This window comes from Bartonella sp. CL63NXGY (assembly GCF_042194905.1).
Lineage (GTDB): Bacteria > Pseudomonadota > Alphaproteobacteria > Rhizobiales > Rhizobiaceae > Bartonella.
Genome location: NZ_JBHINK010000016.1, coordinates 1 through 20700 on the forward strand (window position 1 = coordinate 1; position 20700 = coordinate 20700).

The 20700-nt window shown below is 37.9% G+C and carries 8 protein-coding genes, 2 tRNA genes and 3 pseudogenes; 7 read left to right on the top strand and 6 right to left on the bottom strand.

Annotated features, from left to right (window positions below; translation table 11 throughout):
- Positions 1-906, top strand: a 906-nt coding sequence (locus ACFIK0_RS07625) for a phage late control D family protein (protein ID WP_375663742.1), incomplete at its 5' end; no start/stop codon positions are given.
- A 476-nt stretch (positions 907-1382) separates the two neighbouring features.
- Positions 1383-1481, top strand: a pseudogene (locus tag ACFIK0_RS07630) (DnaB-like helicase C-terminal domain-containing protein); the annotation flags it as partial.
- A gap of 190 nt (positions 1482-1671) precedes the next feature.
- Here ACFIK0_RS07630 and ACFIK0_RS07635 read toward each other — a convergent pair.
- Positions 1672-1745, bottom strand: a tRNA-Gln gene (locus tag ACFIK0_RS07635).
- A 260-nt stretch (positions 1746-2005) separates the two neighbouring features.
- On the opposite strand from ACFIK0_RS07635, the gene ACFIK0_RS07640 reads away from it, so the two are divergent.
- Both ACFIK0_RS07640 and ACFIK0_RS07645 read left to right on the top strand, forming a co-directional pair.
- Positions 2006-2176: a hypothetical protein gene (locus ACFIK0_RS07640; RefSeq protein ID WP_375643604.1), complete on the top strand. Its 171-nt coding sequence runs from the start codon at positions 2006-2008 to the stop codon at positions 2174-2176.
- A gap of 1769 nt (positions 2177-3945) precedes the next feature.
- Positions 3946-4148 (top strand): annotated as a pseudogene (locus ACFIK0_RS07645) (DNA adenine methylase); the annotation flags it as partial.
- 155 nt (positions 4149-4303) lie between these two features.
- Here ACFIK0_RS07645 and ACFIK0_RS07650 read toward each other — a convergent pair.
- From ACFIK0_RS07650 to ACFIK0_RS07670, 5 genes are all read right to left on the bottom strand, one after another.
- A tRNA-Gln gene (locus tag ACFIK0_RS07650) sits at positions 4304-4377 on the bottom strand.
- 64 nt (positions 4378-4441) lie between these two features.
- Positions 4442-5200: an ABC transporter ATP-binding protein gene (locus tag ACFIK0_RS07655; RefSeq protein ID WP_273791485.1), complete on the bottom strand. Its 759-nt coding sequence runs from the start codon at positions 5198-5200 to the stop codon at positions 4442-4444.
- Positions 5197-6147, bottom strand: a complete 951-nt coding sequence (locus tag ACFIK0_RS07660) for an iron chelate uptake ABC transporter family permease subunit (RefSeq protein WP_375658079.1) — start codon at positions 6145-6147, stop codon at positions 5197-5199. The genes ACFIK0_RS07655 and ACFIK0_RS07660 overlap by 4 nt, the downstream gene beginning before the upstream one ends.
- Entirely contained in the window at positions 6140-7096 is a 957-nt protein-coding gene (locus tag ACFIK0_RS07665; RefSeq protein ID WP_375663743.1) for an ABC transporter permease, read from the bottom strand. Before ACFIK0_RS07665 ends, ACFIK0_RS07660 begins: the two co-directional genes overlap by 8 nt.
- Before the next feature lie 103 nt (positions 7097-7199).
- Positions 7200-8150, bottom strand: a complete 951-nt coding sequence (locus ACFIK0_RS07670) for a siderophore ABC transporter substrate-binding protein (RefSeq protein ID WP_375663744.1) — start codon at positions 8148-8150, stop codon at positions 7200-7202.
- A 197-nt stretch (positions 8151-8347) separates the two neighbouring features.
- Here ACFIK0_RS07670 and ACFIK0_RS07675 point away from each other — a divergent pair, with 197 nt between their 5' ends.
- The 3 genes and pseudogenes from ACFIK0_RS07675 to ACFIK0_RS07685 all read left to right on the top strand — a co-directional run.
- The gene (locus tag ACFIK0_RS07675; RefSeq protein WP_375663745.1) at positions 8348-13858 is read left to right on the top strand and encodes an autotransporter outer membrane beta-barrel domain-containing protein; all 5511 of its coding nucleotides are present in this window, start codon (positions 8348-8350) and stop codon (positions 13856-13858) included.
- A gap of 675 nt (positions 13859-14533) precedes the next feature.
- A complete protein-coding gene (locus tag ACFIK0_RS07680; RefSeq protein ID WP_375663746.1) occupies positions 14534-17653 on the top strand; it encodes an autotransporter outer membrane beta-barrel domain-containing protein in 3120 nt (1039 codons plus the stop codon).
- Between the two features lie 1171 nt (positions 17654-18824).
- Positions 18825-20700, top strand: a pseudogene (locus ACFIK0_RS07685) (autotransporter outer membrane beta-barrel domain-containing protein); the annotation flags it as partial.

The window sequence follows — 20700 nt, forward strand, 5'->3', positions numbered from 1 at the left end:
GCCGGTAATGAAGCCGATACATTTGAAGCAGAGTTTGACGATAGTGGCAATGATTTAGAGGTTCCCTCAAGCAACAGTGCGCTACAGGTGATCTTTGGCTATGAGAACAGCATCAGTGCATTTATGGGGTGTTTTGTTGTCGAATCGGTTGTAAGTTGTGGTGGCAGTGATGGAGAAATCTTGCGCCTTTGTGGCAAAAGCGCCTCCATGCGCAAAGAGCTCAAAGAACAGGTGAGTGAACATTTTGATCACAAAACTGTTGGAGAGATTGTTGAGACACTTGCCAAACGCCATGGCTATCAAGCAAAGATCAGTCCTCAGTTTAGCAAACAAACTTTGCCTTATGTGATTCGTACAGATCAATCGGCTGTTGATTTTTTAACCCGCCTTGCTGACCGCATGCAGGCACGTTTTTTGATCAAGGACAATAAGTTTTTGTTTTTAAGCGGAGATAATTTACCAGCACTCGACATCCATAAGCACGACTGTTCCAACTGGGAATTTACCCTAGAGCCACGTACGCAATATGGCACCATTGAAGCTTCTTATTTTGATCGCTCAAAAGGGCAGCAATGCCAAGTCAAACATCAGACAGGGTTTAGCGGTCCCGTGCGGCGTTTGCGGACTTGTTACACTTGTGAGGAGGAAGCACGAGCTGCTGCTGCTTCCGAGTCGGACAGGTTGTGTCGTGCTGTAGGCAGTGGTTCTTTGACCCTTGAGGGACGCCCTGAAATCATGGCGGATCAACCTCTCATCCTTCAAGGGTTTCGTGGGCAAATCAATGGTCCATGGAAAGCCGCGACCGTCACCCACCGCTATGAAAAACAAAGCGGATACACCACAGAAATCACACTCGAGGCACCAAACAAGGGAAAAGAGGCAGGAGAAAAGGAAACCTCTGAGTGACAGAAAATCAAAGGGACAACTTGACCCTTTGATCGGTCGTGATGAGGAATAGGTGCAACTTGCACCAATTGCATGAGTACAGCAATAGGGTATTGTTTACCCAATTCCTCAAAGGAGCAATGGTGCAAACATTGCACAATTGCATACTGAAGAGCAATTTGGTCAAGTTGACCGAATTCCTTAAACGCTTCTCTTATTTAATAATGTCCTGAATAATGTGCTTAGGATACAGAAAAATCATCAGTCAATTTATGCTAAAAGAAGTCATACCATCTTATATACGCTGCTTCTCAAATAATACGATTCCAACTCAATGATTGATCATCAAAAATTGCGATTTTGAGCAGAAAAGAAAAAGAGGCTTTAAATGATCTTTGAAAGGTCTTTGAAGACCCTTTGAGAACACCTTAAAAACTCTTTGAAAAAAATAAATTGGTACAAAACCTAGTGTCAAAATATACAAAACCTGCTGGCAAGCTACAGTTATTATAGCAAAACAACGCCATGGTCCGACAGGAATCGTTTCCCTTGCCTTTCAATCCGATTTTACACGCTTTAGTGATTTGGAAAAATAGGAGCAGAAAAATGCGTTAAAGAGAGCTTTAAATACCCTTTGAAAGGCATTTGAAGATCCTTTGAGAACATCTTTAAAACTCTTTAAAAAAAATAAATTGGTACAAAACCTAGTGTCAAAATATACAAAACCCGCTGGCAAGCTACATACAAAACCTGCTGGCAAGCTACAGCAAGCTACATACATACAACTGGCTGGGGAACTTGGATTCGAACCAAGATTGACGGAGTCAGAGTCCGCTGTTCTACCATTAAACTATTCCCCAATAAGCCAATTTTACCATTTCTAGCAGATTCTATAGTGTAGGCAAGTGCAAAAAATCTTTAGATTATCAATAATAAAGAGCGATAGGGATATCATTATAATCCCAGTAGTGGCGGTCTCAATGTTTTAGCATATAGCAATAAGCGAATAAACACATATAAATAGAGCACACCGTGAACGGAAGCATCACAAACTCTTGTTGAAATATTCTCTATATAGGCATACTTTGTTAAAAGACAGCTACTAAATCATGGAGAATTAATGAGTAATATTTCCACTTATCCTGTTCCCCCAAACCTACAGTTGGTATATGTCTCAAATGTAGAATATTCTACCGCTTTTTACAAATTCATCTTCAAGAAAGAACCTGTGTTTACTTTGCCACGCTATGTTGCATTTGCTTTTTCGGGGGATGCACTCTTTGCTCTCTGATCTGGGGGCGATACGCCTGAGGAAAATGCACCTCGTTTTTCAGAAATCGGCATTATGTTGCCTAAGGGAGAGGATGTAGATAAGCTCTATGCGGAATGGAAAGAGCAACCACTGTTGAGATAAATGTTTTGAAGGAACCGTATACTGATGTATTTGGACGTACCTTCCTAATCAAAGATCCAGACGGACACATTATTCGTGTTTGTCCACTGGATTTAAAAGCCTGAGATCCGATGTTTAATCGTCTGAATTATAATACCTGAATTATAATAATTGTCTGTTTCCAAAACCTATAAGCTATGCACGCTAAGAGGCTTACTTACGACGCGTGGCTTATCCGTTCGGTGCTGTTCCATTATATTCAGCCCCACAACTTGCCTGTTCCCACAGGCGGCCTCATTGGCTTGGACATCAGTCGGCGTTATTGCATGGCCAGTGATCAGTACCTGTAAATCATAGAAGCTATCCCTCATCGCCTTATGTGGAGTCTTTTGTTGGAATGGGAGGAATATTCTTTACAAGGAAATTGATATCTTTATGAAGTTAAAAAGGTACTGTACATAAAAACTAATAAAATCAATACATTAAGTGCAGTTATTTTGTATAAACCCACTTAAGAATCCATACTTTTATGCATGTTTGAATTGATCATTTTTATATAAGATTGCCATGGATGAATAGACCATAAAAAGCAAATCATGATGTAAATATTATAACGCATGGGTGCATTCAAATGAAATGAAAAGCGGTTATCATTCATAACAGGTCATAAATTTTATGATACGTTTTTATCACAGCACAAATCACATTGTTTTAAATTTCAGTCGTTTGGAATTATCGATAACATAAATTGTATACATTTAAGAATGGGATGTGTTTTGCTCTTTATTTGAGTGCAACCTTAAAAGGAATAATCGTTTGAAACTATCATAAGCTTATGGATTGAGTTCATAAAGATTGCATAAAAGAATTTAAAGACAAGATCGTTTTTAAAAACGCTTTCTAAAAAGTTAGTAAATGATAGGCAGGCATTATATAGATACTATCATCACAATATAGAATGAAAATCACAATGTTATGTCTTATGAAACTGAAAACCTTTTAATGATATAACGCAAGCAAGCGAGCAAAAAACGTTTTAAAAGTTACAGTTTAAAAATACGAAACCAAATGAGCTCCCCCCAAATTGGGGGGCACCTATTGAAAAAAAGATGAGGCAGCAAAATTCAAAACCATTGTAACATCTAAGGCATGGGATTTTATTCAATTTTGAGTCAAAAGCTATAATGTTTAAAGATGGCTCTATTCTAAAGATAATGCCTCCAAAATTGGATTGGTTGATTTTGCCAACTCAAATTTGAGCTGGTTAATTTGCAAAGAAGTTACATTTGAGTGCAAAATGAAAAGATACTTATGAAAGCCTTATTGAGAAGACATTCATTTAAGATGCATTTTCTTTTGATTGGATTGATAAAGTTACTAAGCTTTTATAGGCTCTATAATGCTAATGAATGATATCAAAATCATAGCTATCATTTACGTTTCTTTTGATAAGTTTTCATATTTCTAATAGAGCACTTGCAATATATACGTTTTGTATATATGCATTCATTACTCCATTGTGGATGATTCATTCGAATCTTATAATCAATATCTGAAAGCCGCGTCATATCATTTGGCACGGCTTTCTTTTTTGAATTCTCTTTAGATAGGTTTATAGCTATTAGATAAGGCGTTCCCATAAACATAGCCAGATATACGTGTATTACTATGGAAAGGATTTATTTGCGAGAGGATTACCAGACGATGTTTGCTTTGCTTGTGCAATTAAAGGGAAAGTCAATGATGTGCCTCAGATCCGAAAAATCTTTAGCCAATTTAAGATAAAAGAGGTTGGCACATAATCTTATACATGTGGTTCAAAGAATCCGCACCGGCTCAAGAGCTTATCATCTCAAATTGCAATTTTTAGAGGAAGAGAAAAATATGCATTAAAGGGATTTTAAATAACCCGTGAACGTTTTTGAAGATCCTTTGAAAAAAATAAATTGATGCAAAACCTGCTTTCAAATTATACAAAACCCGATGACAAGCTACAATCATTAAATACTGGCTGGCATTAAATACTGGCTGGGGAACTTGGATTCGAACCAAGATTGACGAAGTCAAAGTCCGCTGTTCTACCATTAAACTATTCCCCAATAAGCCAATTTTACTATCCCTAGCAGATTCTATAGTGCATGCAAGCGCAAAAAATCTTTATGATTATCGATAATAAAGAGCGATAGGGATGTCATTAATTGTTTTGATTTGAATATCGACATCATAAATGTCTTTAAGAATTTTTGGTTGCATAATTTCTTTTGGAGTCCCACAATAGGCCGCTTTCCCATTTTTCAATGCAACAATCATATCTGAGTAAGATGAGGCAAAATTAATATCGTGCATAACAATAAGAATGGTTTTTTTCAGTTCATCAGCTGTGCGGCGTAACTGCTTCATCATAGAAACGGCATGTTTCATATCCAGATTGTTTAATGGTTCATCTAAAAGAAGATAATCAGTGTCTTGGCAGATAACCATGGCTATAAAAGCGCGTTGACGCTGACCGCCAGAAAGCTCATCTAAAAAACGGTCTTTTAAATCTTGTAAGCCGAGATAGCGTAGCGCACTGTCGATAAATTGTTTATCTTCATGTGTATACCAGCCTTTTGAATAAGGATAGCGTCCGAAACTTACTAAATCGTACACGGTTAAGCGAAAAGACAAAGGATTTTCTTGACGCAGAATTGAGAGTTTTTGAGCCAAAATATCGTGGGGCATTTTATCAATATCAAAGCCGTCGATATGAATTGTACCATTATGGTGTGGCAAAAGACGTCTTATCAGCATTAAAAGAGTTGATTTTCCGGAACCATTGGGCCCAATGAGAGAAATAATCCCCCCTTTTGGAAGATGAAGGCATAAATTATCGATAATCAATCGTGCTCCGTAAGCCTTGGAAAGATGATTGATCTCAATCATTTTAGTTTTCCCTTCATCAGTAACATTAAGAAAACAATACCCCCACAAAACTCAATGATAAAACTTAAACGCCCTGCCATATGAAAAATTTGTTCTAAAATAAATTGTCCCCCCACCAAACAAATAATCGCTAACAATATTGCAATCGGCACAACAACACTGTGTTTTGCTTGAGGAGAAAGTTCATAGGAAAGGTTGGCAACTAACAGTCCAAAAAAGGTGACGGGGCCTACTAATGCGGTGGAAATGGATACGAGAATGGAAACAAAAATAAGGACAGCTGTCGCACTTTTGTGGTAATTAACGCCAAGATTGAGGGCATTTTCACGTCCCAAAGCCAAAATATCAAGAAGATGACGGGAATGCCATCCAATCAGACTCACAATGAAGACAATGATTGTGGCAAAGCTTATTAATGGTGTATTGAATTTATTAAAATTTGCAAACATAATATCCGTTAAATTCATCATTTGGTCTGGATTGAGTTGCAATTGCATAAACATCCGTAAACTGAAAAAAAAGCCGCCTAAAACAACACCGATTAAAAGCGTCAAATGAAGCCCTTTTAGGCTTCCTGAAAAGAGCCAGCGAAAAAGGCTTATTGAAAAAAGAATAAGAATGAGGGCTTCAAGAACAAGCTGTCCTTCTTCATTCAAAAAGGGTAAAGAAAGAGAGCCTACAAAATACATTAGGGCAGTCTTTATTAAAATATAAAGCTGATCAAATCCCATAATTGAAGGGGTAAGAAGACGGTTATTAACGATTGTTTGAAATAAAACCGTAGAAACGCTTATTGCGTAGGCAATAAGAAGCAGAGAGGAAAGTTTTGTAAGACGAAATTTCCATGTATAAACATTGATATTCCATGTCATGTAAAGACTAATGATAGTACATGCTATGATGATAAGTGTTGTTAGTACACATATTGTTTTTCTTCTTTTATCCAAGACGCTTTCTCCAGCGTAAAAGCAGTATCATAAAAATAAAACTACCGATTACACCCATTATGGTGCTGATGGGAATTTCAAGAGAGGGATGAATTATTCGTCCTAAAAGATCACAAATCAAGACCAATCCTGCACCGCTGATGGCCACCCAAGGAGCGGTATAGCGCATATTATCTCCCATGAAACTTGAAACAATATTTGGAATAATCAATCCAACAAAAGGAATACGGCCAATGGTACAGACAACAACAGCAGTGATTGAGGCGACAATAAAAAGACCAAAAAACATGACAACACGATAATTCAATCCAAGGTTGTTGGTTAAATCTTCTCCCAAACTTGCAACCGTAAAGCGATCAGCAGTACAATAGGCTAGAATACAAAGGGGAAGGGATAACCATAAGAGCTCATATTTTCCTTCAAGAACCATCGAAAAACTGCCAAATAAGTAAGCTTGAAGAGAAGGGAGTAACATTTCATAATCTGCAATGGCATTGGTTAAAGAGCCAATAATATAGCTTAGCATAATCCCTGTAAGGGGTACAATGAGAGCAGATTTTAGAGGAATGCGTCGCAATAAAAACATAAAAAGTAAAGTGCCTGCCATGGCAAAAATTGTCGCAACGACCATTTTTCCTAAAACAGGAATATCGGGTAAAAAAATCATAATAAAAAGAATGCCAAGGGAAGCAGATTCAATGGTTCCAGTGGTTGATGGCTCGACAAAGCGATTGCGTGTCAATAGTTGCATAATCATACCTGAAAGTGCAAGTGCTGCGCCTACTAAAAGGATTGCAATGGTACGAGGAAGACGTGTTTGCCAAAAGATAAGCCACGCATGGGGATCGGCTGCGAATAGGTCAGAAGGTGTGACATCAGAATAACCAACAAAAATGCTGAGGATAGACAGGAAAATTAGAAGTGTTATGGTTATCCAGTAATTCTTCACGTTAAATCATTTTCTAACAAAACCTACAAAAAGCAAAGACTGCTTAATAAACAACCTCTGCTTTTAAATTTTATTTATATAGCAAGCAAGCTCTTTTGTACGCTTATTTGCTCTTTGTAAAGGCTTCATTGATCTGCTGTGCGGTTTCAATGAGTGCCGTTAAACCACCATTTGCACGATACCAGCTCCAAGAGTCCAAATAAATAATTTGGTTTTGTTTGCTCGCTGTTGTGCGGTGAACAAGCTCATTGTTGAGCAATTGTGCTGCGGATTGTCCTTCCCGTCCAATGGCTGCATCGCGATCAATCACTAACAACCAATCAGGATTGGTTTCAAGAATGAATTCAGGAGAAATGAGTTGTCCATGTTTTTGCACGGTAAGTTTATCGGTTGCAGGGGCAATTCCAAAAGCGGAGTGAAAAATATCGAAACGTGATTTTGGTCCGAAAGCACTGATTTTTCCACCAGAAGTCATGAGTATGAGCCCAGTGCCTTTTCCTTGGGTATTTTTACGGACTTCAGCAAAAGCTTCATTGAGTTTTGCAATTTCCTGTTCTGCTTCTTGTGTTTTGCCAAAAATTTTTCCAAGGATAGACACATTTCGTTTAATATCTTCAAGAGAATTTTCGTTTTCTACGGTTAGATCAATTGTTGGAGCTATTTTGGATAAATCTTTATATTTTGCTTGAGTTCTGGAGGAAATAATAATCAAATCGGGTTGAAGAGTGGCAATTTTTTCATAATCTGGTTCAAAAACGGTTCCAATTCTTTCATATTTTTCATCATTAAATTGTTGCAGATAGGAAGGTTTTTTTCCTTCAGGAAGGCCAATAACGGCTTGGATACCAAGGCGATTCATATTATCTAGCGAAGCAAGATCAAACACAACAACCTTTTGCGGAGAAGCGGGAACAGAAGTCGTGCCTGAAACATGATCAATCGTTACATTTGTCTGGGTACTGGTATTTGCAATACTCGTATGAGTCCACAAAACCGTTGCAAAGCTGATGGCAACCAGTAAAACAGAAGTCATCCATTTCATATATTTTATCATCGTGATTTTATCCTTTTATCTGATATTACAAGGGGTTTGCAATTAAAAACTTAACTTTGGTATTTTTATGCACAAAATGAAGCATAAATAAATAACACTATGTTGTAAAGTTGACTTACATATGTTACAAATCGTTCACTTACCTCATTTTCACTTAATTCTAGTGTTTTTGCAACATTATTTAGAAAGTTTGACATATGATCAATGTATTTAAAAAGCGTACACGTTTGTACGCACTGACGACAAGTGCTTTCTTCTTTTTGCAAGGTGTAGATGTTTCTATGGGGAATGGTTGGTTCTCATTCTCTTCGCCTGTATTATCTCCATTTGCGTCATTTGTTCCTAGTTCAATTACAACATCTGTCTCTGATGCAATCGCTGAAAAGGTAGTTTCAGTTGCATTGGATACAGTTAAAACATCTGTCGCTGACTCAATCTCTTCTATCTCCTCTTCTATCTCTTCTATAGTTCCAACGCCTGAATCTCTAGTTACAGGACTATCTTCAGCATTAGAATATTTAGAAGTACTCATTGAACCTAGATCAGAAGCAAAGGGTCCATTGCCTAGAGCGTACGTTTCTATAAGACAACTTCCTGGTTCACGAATACCTCTTTTTGCGCTTTTTCCTAAAGACGGTATAGATATGTGTGAAGATAGTTCTGATGAGTCAGAGCGTGGATCCATTATATGTGTAGACGGTGGAGAACATACAATAAAAGGAGGTAAGATTCGTGTAAAAAAATACGGTGATAATGCTGTGTTTGCAGTGGGTCGTCTTGTTATAGATAATGCGAAGGGTTCGCGTTCTAGCGTTGTAACGGGAGGTGCAGGTTCCAGAACTGCCGGTGCAGGTTCCAGAACTGTCAGTGCAGGTTCCAGAACTGCCAGAGCTGCCAGAACTGTTAATGGTCTTGTAAACGGGAATACCTCCGGACGTGTAAGTGTTGTTGACTCTTCGCGTTCTGGCGTTGTAAGGGGACCTTTATCCAAAACTGTAAATATTGCTAAGGCGACAAGTGTAAAGGTAGAAGGTGTATCTATCGTTGGTGTAGATCCTAAAAGCTTTAGTGCTCAACCTGCTGTTATGGGGTTTGGGAGTGCTGTATTGTCGTTAGCAGGTGCAAAGGTTGAATTGCTGAAGTCAAATATCGAGAACTTTGTTACTGGTCTTGAGGCTGGGTACAAAGGAAATATTCATATGAAGGGAGGAAGCATCAAAAAAACTTTTTTGGGTGCTACAGCTAGTTTTGAATCGTCTATTTTTTTAGAGGGGACAGATATTAATGTGGAAGTCGTTAATGATAAAGTACCTCTGAATGTAGTTGGTTTACATAGTTCTGGTGGATCTCAAATAACGATGAAATCTGGATCAATTACTTTTGCAAAAGGTGGTGTGGGGATTTTGGCGGAAGACGAAGGATTTGTTAAACTAGAAGATGTTAGAATTCATATTGCTGAAAAAGAGAGAAACAATGACGAATCTCCAGAAGGAACTTTAAGTGGAAAGGCTGCTTCTAGTGTACTGGATCCTAGTGTTGTTTTTTTATTGGAAGATGGTTTTGTTTCTTCTAATCGTGTAATCTTTAACGGTTCTAATGCTATTGTTCTATGGATAAATAGTAATTACGGTATTGAAAATGGTCTCTTTGGTGTCATTAATTTAAGGTCTGGTCCTGGAAAGGTCGATAGTTTTACTGAATTTGTTGAGAATACTTTTGCTGATGACTATGCTAGCATTAGGTCTGCTATCAATTATTCGGTTATTACAGTAAAAGATAGAGGCTCTTATGGTATATATTTTGGTAAAAGTGAACCAGAATTCGAAAAAAGAAGTTTAGAAACGAATAATCAAAGTGAAGAAGGAGAAGAATCAAGTGCTAGAGTTAGAAGAAGTAGTGATGTTGCAGGAGCAACTAGAGCTACAGTAGCTACTGGAGGTGTTGTAGAAAGCCAAGCATCTTTCTCGGAAGAACCAGAAGTAGATGGGAGGCATATGGTTCTTTTAAGACGTTCTGTTCTCAAGGTTCCAGATGGTGTGGCCATTTATAGTAACGATTCGAGCGGTTCTGTTGCTTTAGGAGGAGACACATTAGTTTCTGGTGATCTATTATTGCGTGCTACAGGTTCTTCTAGTTTGAAGGTTTTTGCTCATGATTCTAGTATTGTAGGTTCTGCACGCATTGATAAAACCGCGAGTGCAAACCTTTTTTTATCTTATTATTCAGAATGGCATTTAGCAAAAAGTAAGTATAGTAATGAAGCTTCGGATACAGATTGTATGGATTCTTGTGTTTCGTCTATAGATCTCAAAGATAGTGCTATTGCGTTTTTACGATCTGAAAATAGAGATGGAGGTTATCAAACACTTCGCGTTGGGGATGGGAACGGCACGGTTTACGCTGCTTCTGGAGATTCTTATATTTACTTTAATGCGCGTTTAGTTCCTAATACTTCGGATAGTGATCAAATGTCTGACAGGCTTTTGATTCATGGTGATGTTGCTGGAAAAACGATAGTGCGTGTAAAAGATACTTCAGAAGGAACACAACAAGATGATAAGCAATCTCATAGTATTTCAATTATTCAGGTCTTTGGACAAGCAGAGGCGGATTCTTTTAGGCTAGACGGTGGTTATATTACACGAGAAGGGTTGCCTTATAAGTATGTTCTTCGTGCTTATGGTCCAACCATTTCTTCTTCGGAAATACAACCTTTTGATGAGAAATTAATTACGAGTAGTGGAAATGCGAATAGTAGAAGTGTTTGGGATTTTCGCTTAGAAAATCAATATGTTGTTCCTCGTGTTTCTAATACTGTCACTGACGCTCGTGGAAGAGGAGATAGTGGTGGTGTGGCGGAACCTTCTGTATCTGGCGTAAAACCTAGTGGACCTGTTGGGCGTGTTCTTGTATTGGGTCGTTCTGGTGATGGTGATGTTTCTTCTACGTGTGATGATATACAGAACAATAGCGAAGAGAGTAATGCTGTGGAGAAAGCTCTTTATGCATGCGGTGATGGTAAGACACATACAATAAAAAATCTTATACTGAAAGGGAATGATAAAGTTCAGCATTCTATGCATGCACAGAATGAGAATACAGTTATTAAGTTGGAGAATGCTACAATTATGGGGGGGGGTGATAATGAAAGCAATGTTGATCTTACTGAATTAAAGGCTATGAGTGCTGTTCTTGCAGAAGATAGCGCAGAAGTCGTTTTGGAAAAAAATTCAACAATTCAATCTTCTCTAATTGGTCTTGAAGCGCAAAGGGGCGGAAAGATTACGATGAACACTGGAACAGTCAATGCGCGTTATGTGGGCGCTTTGGCGGGTTCTGGATCATCTGTTAATTTAAAGGATACGAGAATTAACGTGACGGGGGATTTGGCTGTGGCTGGTTTGGTAAGTCAGGCTGGTAAGGTGTCTATGGACTCTGGGGCTATTACTTTGGAAAATGGAGTGGCTGTTCGCTCAGAAGCTGGGGGAAGCATTAAGTTAAACAAAGTTAACATTACTGCGAAAAAGGAAGCAGGAAAGTCGAATTCTACAGAGAAATTTGGACGTGCAGCTTTTCTGGTGAGTGATAATGCTTCTGTTGATTTTAAGAACGGAAATGTTGTTACTGATGCCCATGCTGTGTGGGTTATGAAGAGTGGTGATGCTGTTGAGACGGGTTCTTCTAGGAGAAGGAGATCCTCTGACGTTCGTCCTACTATGAATCACGTAAATATTGAGTCTTCTACTGTTACAGTGGAAGGTGATGGAACCTATGGTATATATTTTGATGGGGGAATACAGAAAGAAGCGAGTCAACAAAATCGGAGTGAGGATTTAGCAACTGAGAAAGCAATTGTTGTTAAGCGGAGTACTGTATCCAAACAGGAAAAAACGCTTGTAGGCATAACAGGGACAGTTTCGTTGAAAAAGACTGATTTTGAAGTTGCAAGTGGTATAGCGATCTATGGTAATAATTCTGGTGGTCATGTTTCAGTAGAAAATGAAACAACTCTTGTTAGTGACTTGTTGTTGAAGGCTGACAATGATTCCAATATATCGGTTTTGGTTGATAGTTCTATTGTTAAAGGCGATGTTCGCGTTGATAAAAGTTCTTATGCAAAATTAGATTTAATTAATCAATCAGAGTGGATTCTAAAAAGAAGTGCACAGAGGAATTTGGGTACTCCAGATTTAGGATGTGTGGATTCATGCGTTTCTTCTGTAAGTCTTGTAAATAGTACTATTGATTTTGCCTCTTCGGAATCTGAAGGAAAATATCAGACTCTCCATATTGGAAATGGGAAAGGAACAGTTTATGCTGCACAGGGTAATGCTGCAATTCATCTCAATGCACGTTTAAATCCTCGTGATCCGAATAATCAGCAAGTCACTGATCGGCTTGTAATTCATGGTGATGTTTCTGGAAAAACAAAAATACATGTACGAGGTGATGCGGGCAATGTAGGAGATGGTAAAGCTAATGCCAAGATTGCTCACACTGTTTCAATTATTCAGGTCTATGGTCAAGCAAAGAAAGACTCTTTCCAACTCGATGGCAATTATGTTGCACTGAGAAACTCACCTTACAAATATACTCTTCGTGCTTATGGTCCAGAAGCGACTTCGAAACAGGAGCATGTTCAGCAGAAATTTGTTAAGGATGGTGGAGAATTTTGGAACTTCCGTCTAGAAAATCAGTATGTTAAGTCTGTTGGATCTGCTGCCCTTCCTGAACAATTTGTAAGGTCTGTTGTTCCACAGGTTCCAACTTATCTTGTCTTGCCTAATAGCGTATTCCACGCTGGTTTGATGGATATTAGCAATCAAAATAAGCAATTGGAGACGTTGCGGATGACTTCTACAGGAATGGTAGAGGTTCGTGAAAATCCCGCTTTATACTTGCGCGGCTATGGTGGAAGTTACCGTTATGCTTCAGATCTTTCCGCACTTGAATATGGTTACGACGGCGATCTTAGTTATAATGGTGTAGAGGCAGGTGTTCTGCTGCAAACTATTGAAAATGCTGACAGTGCTATATCCTTTGGTGTTATGGGAACTTATGGAAAACTTTCTCTGCAGCCTTTGAATGTTGAGCAAAGCCAGAAGAGTGCATTTGATAAATGGACTGCTACGGTATATGGTAGCATGCAGCATAATGCTGGCTTCTATGTCGACGGTCTTTTATCCTATGGTCTGTTCAAAGGTGATGTTCTCACCCTTGCACGGGGTAAAACAGCAACATTAAAAGGTAATCCTTTGAGTATTTCTTTAGCTGGTGGTCAGACAATTGCGACAGGATATAAGGGTTTTGTCTTTGATCCGCAGGTTCAGGTTGTGTATCAACATCTCCAGTTTAATAAAGCTCGTGATATTGACAATTTTGATATTGAAATGGGTAACCTTAATCAGTGGGTAGCACGTGTTGGTGGACGCTTAACCAAGATTCCTACAGGTTCTGAAGGCGTGAATGCTATTGCTTTCTATGGTAAGCTTTATCTTGCTCATGGTTTTGAAGGAAAACAGTCTGTGCATTTCAATGATGCTTTCAAGTTAGGAGCTTTTGGTTCCTCTCTAGAGGCTGGATTAGGTTTTAATGCCAAATTGTTGCCACAGTTCTCTCTGCATGCTGATATTCTCTATCAACATAAGCTTAATAAGGCTGGTTTTTCGGGAACAAGTTTTTCCGGAGGAGTACGTTATCAGTTTTAATATAAGGTACACTATGTACCTTATTAGAAAAGGCAGCACATTGTGCTGCCTTTTCTCTTTATAACAACTTGTGTTGTTCTTAAAAAATCTCGTCTTCTTTATTAAGCAAAAAAGACATAGTTTGTTTTATGCATGAGAGCACTTTTCTCCGCTAAATCGAACTTTCTTAAAATTTATGCTGCTACTGATGCGATAAAGTGCTTTGCTTTTATCGGTTTTTTAAGCGTTCAGAAGACCGGTATGCGTTACGTTATCCTTTTTGGTACTGTATTGATATTATCTAATATAATATTTGATGTTTTCTAAAGCTCGTTTTTGAGCGTTTGTTTTCTACTGATTTAAGTCATTGTTTCATTCATCTCCTTGTGGATTAATTTTTAAAGTTCACAAGGTTTGATTGTGTTTTTAATTAATTGCACGCACTGGTTTTATTTTTTCTTTACACGAAATACAGAATGCATTATACACTCATAAAGTGTGTTTTGTAACTATTCTCTTATAGGTGGTTTTGGCGTAGAGCTTTTGCCAAATTTATTGGGATAATTCATTGCACAGTTCAGATGAGCATGAGGCATGTTCTTTTGTTACACTTTTCGTATTTTTGAGGTGTGCAATGGGGTGTTTTGTAAGTGCTTTTGTTTTTAATGAGAGGGGAAGGAAAGTTTCGAGGGAACTATGATTAAAGTTTTTAGAAATCATGTATGTTTATGTGCTTGTACAACCGCTATCCTCTCTTTGCTTCAAAATGGAAGAGAAGTGTATGCCGCTACAGAGGAGGTCGGTAAACCTTATGTTATAACTGTTACTCCGATTAACGGTATTAGTGTTACTTCTGGTCCTCATCTTAGTGGGAGTAATGCGTATAAGCCTCCCCTTAGTGGAGAGAGTGGGCAGAATTATTATCCTCCTAATATGATTCCTGTTGGCAATAACGATGAGGGTATTCGTGGGGGAAGTGATTATCGTGGGTTGAGTGGAATGGAGGGATCGAATAATGGTCATATAGATAACTCTGTTAAAGATGCAGGCTTTGATGAAAGAGGTATAAAGCGTTGGTTTTATTACTATAATGGGTTGTATTATATATGCGATAATTGCGGGGAGTCTAAAGGGAAGCCTAAAATTGATAATAAATCTTATAAGATTACGAATGAGAACGCTTCCAATTATCCTGAAAATCCTACTGCTATAACGGTGAAAGGAATAGGTACAGAAGTTCGCGGAGAGGATGTAACGGTTAGTAGTCAAGTTGCTGATAAAACTTTTCTAATGGGGGTACATGTATTAGAGAACGGTAAGATTGTTTTGAAAGATCCGATTATCAAAAATACAGTTATAGCCCTTCGTGCGAGTGATGGCGTGATTGAGGTAAAAAATGGAAAGATTAAGGCAAGTCATGAGGGTGTTGATGCAGCAGAGAAATCGTTTGTTCTTTTAGAAGATACAGAAATTGAGACCGCTAATGGGAATGCAAGTCTTTTAAGTTATGATCATTCAGAAATTTGGATGTCAGGTGGATCAGTTGATTTTATGAACAGCCATGGGATTTCTTCGATGTTAGGTGGAAAAGTAAATCTCGAGAATGTTAAAATTACTGGGAAGGGTGATAAAGGTAAGGATCGTGCGGTTGTGCATATGGATTTAGGGGGGGCTGTTAATTTAGAGGGTACTATTGTTAGTACTGGTGGGGGTATCCATGGCATATTATTAGAAAATAAAGTTAATTCTATTCCTCTTCAGGAAGTTAAAGATTTATCAAATGAGGATTCTGATTCAAAGATTCCTGTGACTGAAGTTAATATGAAATCCTCTTCTGTTACCGTAAAGGGTAAGGGATCTTATGGTATCTATTTTCGGGGAGAGAAGCCATGGAGTGAAGGTGGGGATAAAAAAGAAGAAATTTCATCAGAGGAAGAAAAAGTTCCACCACGATTAGAAGTTGTTAATTTGGATAAAACAGAGTTTTCTGTTTTAGACGATGCGGCTCTTTATGGTAAAAACATGATTTCTGGTGCGGTGGGGTTGGTACACAGCATTCTTCGTTCAGGGAATTTTTTATTAAAAGCTGAGGAAGGTGCTTCTATAACAGTTTTGGCGGATGCTTCTACTCTTGAGGGTCGCACACACGTTGATAAAAATTCTAATGCTGAGCTTTATTTAGGAGGTCATTCTCAATGGATTTTACAACAACCGTTGCAAAAAGATCAACACGAGGCTGCACATGATTCTTCTATTTCACTCGTGAGTCTTATGGATGAGAGCTCTATTAATTTTAAAAGACACGAATCTTCTTCTGTTGATGATTATCAAACCCTTCGTGTGGGAAAGGGAAAGGGTGAAGTTTATAAAGCACAGGGCGGTGCCTCTATTTCTCTTAATACATACCTGAATAGTGGTGGTGCTCTTGATCATCAAAAGACTGATCGTGTTTTAATTCATGGTGATGTTTCGGGAAAAACAAAGCTCCAAGTGCATGGAGTTGCAGGAAGTCCAGGAGGATATACGGGAAAGGGGGGGAATGCTGAAGGTATTTCAATCATTCAGGTTTCTGGAGAAGCAAAGCAAGATTCTTTTCAGTTGGAAGGTGGTTATGTAGCATTAGATAAATTACCTTATCAGTATAAGCTTTATAGTTATGGTCCAGAATCTGAGTTTGGAAAAGCAAACATGGATCAGAGATTAGTTGAAGGGAACGGAGAATTTTGGGATTTTCGCCTTGAAAGTAGATCGATAGATTCTGATGTTAAACCTAAACCAGATCCTGACCCAATTCCAGGTCCAGTCCCTTCTCCAGAACCAGCTCCGGAGCCTTATCCTAAGCCGGGCGTTAAGGCTGTTGTTCCGCAGGTTCCGACTTATCTCCTTTTGCCTAATGCCTTACGTCATATTGGTTTGATGAATGTTAACAATCAAAATAAGCGATTAGAAGCTTTGCGAATTGCTTCTGGGGGCTTATTAGAAAGTCGTGAAAATCCTTTCTTTTTTGTGAGCGGTTATGGCGGCAATCATCGTTATACTTCAAATCTTTCTGCGTTTGAATATGGTTATGGCGGCGAGTTTGATTATAATGCACTAGAGGCTGGTGTTTTGCTGAAAGCAATCGAAAATACGTATGGTTCCACTTCTTTTGGAATTATCGGGGCTTACGAGAGATTTTCTTTGCAACCTTTGAATGTTGAGCAGAGTCAAAAAAGTACATTTGATAAATGGTCAGTTACAGCATATGGTGGTATGCAGCATGATGCGGGTTTTTACGTTGATGGTCTTGTGTCTTATGGGTTTTTTAAGGGTGATGTTCTAACAACCGCACGGGGCAAGACGGCAACATTAAAGGGAAATCCTTTAAGTGCTTCATTGACTGCTGGTAAAACATTTATGGTAGGAGAGGACGGTTTTGTTTTTGATCCTCAAGTTCAGGTTGTTTATCAATATCTTCAATTTAATAAGGTGCGTGATGTGGACGGCTTTGATATTGATTTAGGAAAGCTTCATCAATGGATAGGGCGTATTGGGGGGCGTTTAACAAAGAGGCTGGTCGCTACTGATGAGGCTCAAGTTATTTCTTTCTATGGCAAGCTTCATCTTGCTCATGGTTTTGAAGGAAAACAATTTGTGCATTTTAAAGATGCTTTTCAGCTAGGTGCTTTTGGTTCTTCATTAGAAACTGGGTTAGGTTTTAATGCCCAATTGTCTCAAAAATTTGCGCTTTACGGCGATTTGGTTTATCAGCACAAACTAACGAAAGCTGGTTTTTCTGGAACGAGTTTTTCAGGTGGATTGCGTTATCATTTCTAGTGTTGTTCCTGTTTTTGATTAATCTTTCAAAAAGCCACAAGTTGTACTTGTGGCTTTTCTCATTCTCTATTCATCTTGTGTTATAGCATTTTTACGAGAGTGTGACTTTGCATATCTTTAATATGCTTTTAGGTTGGACTTCTTTCATTTTTTTTGAAAAGTCTGAAGAGTTTGTACGTTATTGTTTCAAAACGCGTATTTCAGAGTGATTATTATATCATTTATAATATTTTGATTTATAAAGATATTTTTTAATTTAGGGCGCTGAAATATTTTCAATGCTCTTATGATGAATCCATAAAAAGCATTCCTTTGTCTATTATATGTAAGATTGGCAAGTGGATAATCATTTAAGAAAGGGTCAATATAATTTTGGGAATTATGTTAAGAGGAGAGGATTTACAATATTAGAAATTGGCAAAGACAAAAATGCTACTCAGGCGCAATGAGGGCTGTATCTGATGAACTTTATATTATATCCGCTGTCGTTGTGAAATGGGGATGGAAATAATGAGATATATCTGAGAAAATTGGTGAATGAGAAACACAATGATATATTGTTTTGGAAAATATGTTTTCTTCAAAGGAATTCGATAAATAACAGGATGAAGTCATGTGTCATCTTCACTTTTTAAAAGTACGGCTCTGAATGCTTTCGACTGTTGTAAAGTTGAATTAAAAGGAGATAGTAAAATCGGAACTGATTTTTACATGTTCTTACCCTTTATTAGGCTATCTTGCCATGAATATTGCCTAAAAATGCATATGTAAACTCTTGTTTCTCAATTTTGGCATATGTTTTGTCTGCTTACAAAGTACATATTGTTTCAATATAAGATCTATCGTGAGGATGTTGATTATGTCAGCTCTGGGGGGTGATTAGACAGCAGTTAAGTAGGTGTTTTTAATGCATGTTAACTGATTAAGGGTGTTTTTGAATAACAACTTTAAAGGTGATTTTTCTGTCGTTTTTCAGTTATATTTTGCAAATTATTTGTAAAAGCAACAGATTTAGATTGTATTTTCGAGTAATTTTTTAATTTCATATTTACATAAAACACAAAAAATATTAATAGGTTCTCCATCTTTAAACCAAAACGTATTAAATTTTCTGGTTAAGTTTTTAAACGTTATGTATTGCTCTATAATGGGGCAGAATTATGGTGTAATTATGGTCAATCTATTTAAAAATCGTTTCTCCTTATATACTTGTACAACGGCACTCCTATTTTTGACACACAATGTTGATGTTTTTGCACACAATGCTGCAGCTCAAGTTTCCTCTGGAAAAAAGCAATCTTCATGTGATCAGAATGCAGTATTTTATCAGTGTGATGATGGTGGAAATCATGAAATTAATAATAAAGTTTATTCTTTGACGGATAAAAATGTTAATGGTGTTCATGGAGCCATGGAGGTGTCTAAGGAAAATACAATTATTCGTGGCAAGAATATAACTGTTAAGGGTATTGGGGATGAAAAGAATAATTCGGAAAAGAACTTTTGGAAATATGGACTAAAGGTATCAGAAAAGGCGGAAGCCTCTCTGAGCGATTTCACTTTGAGTGGTGTTTTAGTAGGGGCAGAAGCTCATAGTGCTTCCTTCACAATATCCGGTGGATCGATTGATGCAATCAAAGTAGGGGCTTTTGCAGAAGGAAAATCTCAAAGTGGAGTTTATTTAACGAATACGAAAATTAGCTTAGGGAGTGTTGGGGTTAAAGCAGGAGAAAAAGGATATTTTATTTTAGAGGGTGTCTCTATTACCGGAAAAGGTAGTACTGGCAAGGATGGTCAAGGGCTGAATGCAGATCGTCAGAATGATAATGCTGCTTTTCATATATTTAAAGATGGTTATGTTGAGTTTATGAAAGGGGCTGTTGATGTTACTGATGCTCATGGGCTTTTATTGCAGGGAAATAAAGGTTCTCAGATTGATATTGGGGATTCCAATATTACAGTGAAAGGTAATGCATTTTATGGTATGCGCTTTGAAAATGAGGCAACATTAGAGGGTTTGTCAGAGGGAAAAACATCGTTCATTAATTTGAAAAAGACGCGTTTTGTAGTTCCAGATAGTATAGCTGTTTATAGCAGTCAATCTGGAAAGTCTAAAATATCTTTAAAGGAAACAAAGCTTTTTGGAGATTTGTTGCTGAAGGCTGATCGTAACTCTTCTATAAAGGTTGTTGCTGATGCTTCTGCACTTGTCGGTCAAACTCAGGTTGATAATAGTTCTACAGTTGACCTTGACTTGAAAAATAATTCACAGTGGGCTTTATTGCAACCAAGACATAAAAAATTAGAAGATCCTAATTATAGAGGTGTTTCGTTTATTTCATCGGTACGTCTTTCTAATAGTTCTATTACTTTTGAAAAACCGAAATCCGGCACTGCTCATGCCTATCAGACGCTTTATATTGGAAAAGGAACAGGTATTGTTTATCAGGCTTTTGGTGATGCTTGGATTCATTTGAATGCACGTTTAAATCCTAATGATACAAGTGGTCATCAAGTAACGGATAGGCTTCTCATTCATGGTGACGTTAAGGGAAGAACTATAGTCCATATACAAGGGGTTGCAGAAGGCTTAGAAGAAAAAAACGAAAAAGCGCATAGTGTTTCAATTATTCAAGTTTATGGAGATGCATTGCCTGACTCTTTTCAATTGAATGGACAGTATGTTGCCTTAGAGGGGGCGCCTTATAAATATGTACTTCGTTCTTATGATCCAAGTGCTACTAGAGGGGATGAGCATGTTAAACAAAAATTTGCTTTGAATGGGGGGAAATTTTGGAATTTTCGTTTAGAAAATGAATATGTTCAAACATCTGCTGATGATAACGACATTCTTACGGTTTCTAAACGTACACCTCCTGCACATGTTTCTGTTGAGGATATTATTCCCGAATCTTCTGGTGATGTTGTTCCGGTGTCTTCTGGTGATGTTGTTCCGGTGTCTTCTGGTGGTGTTGTTCCGGTGTCTTCTGGTGGTGTTGTTCCGGTGTCTTCTGGTGGTGTTGTTCCGGTGTCTTCTGGTGGTGTTG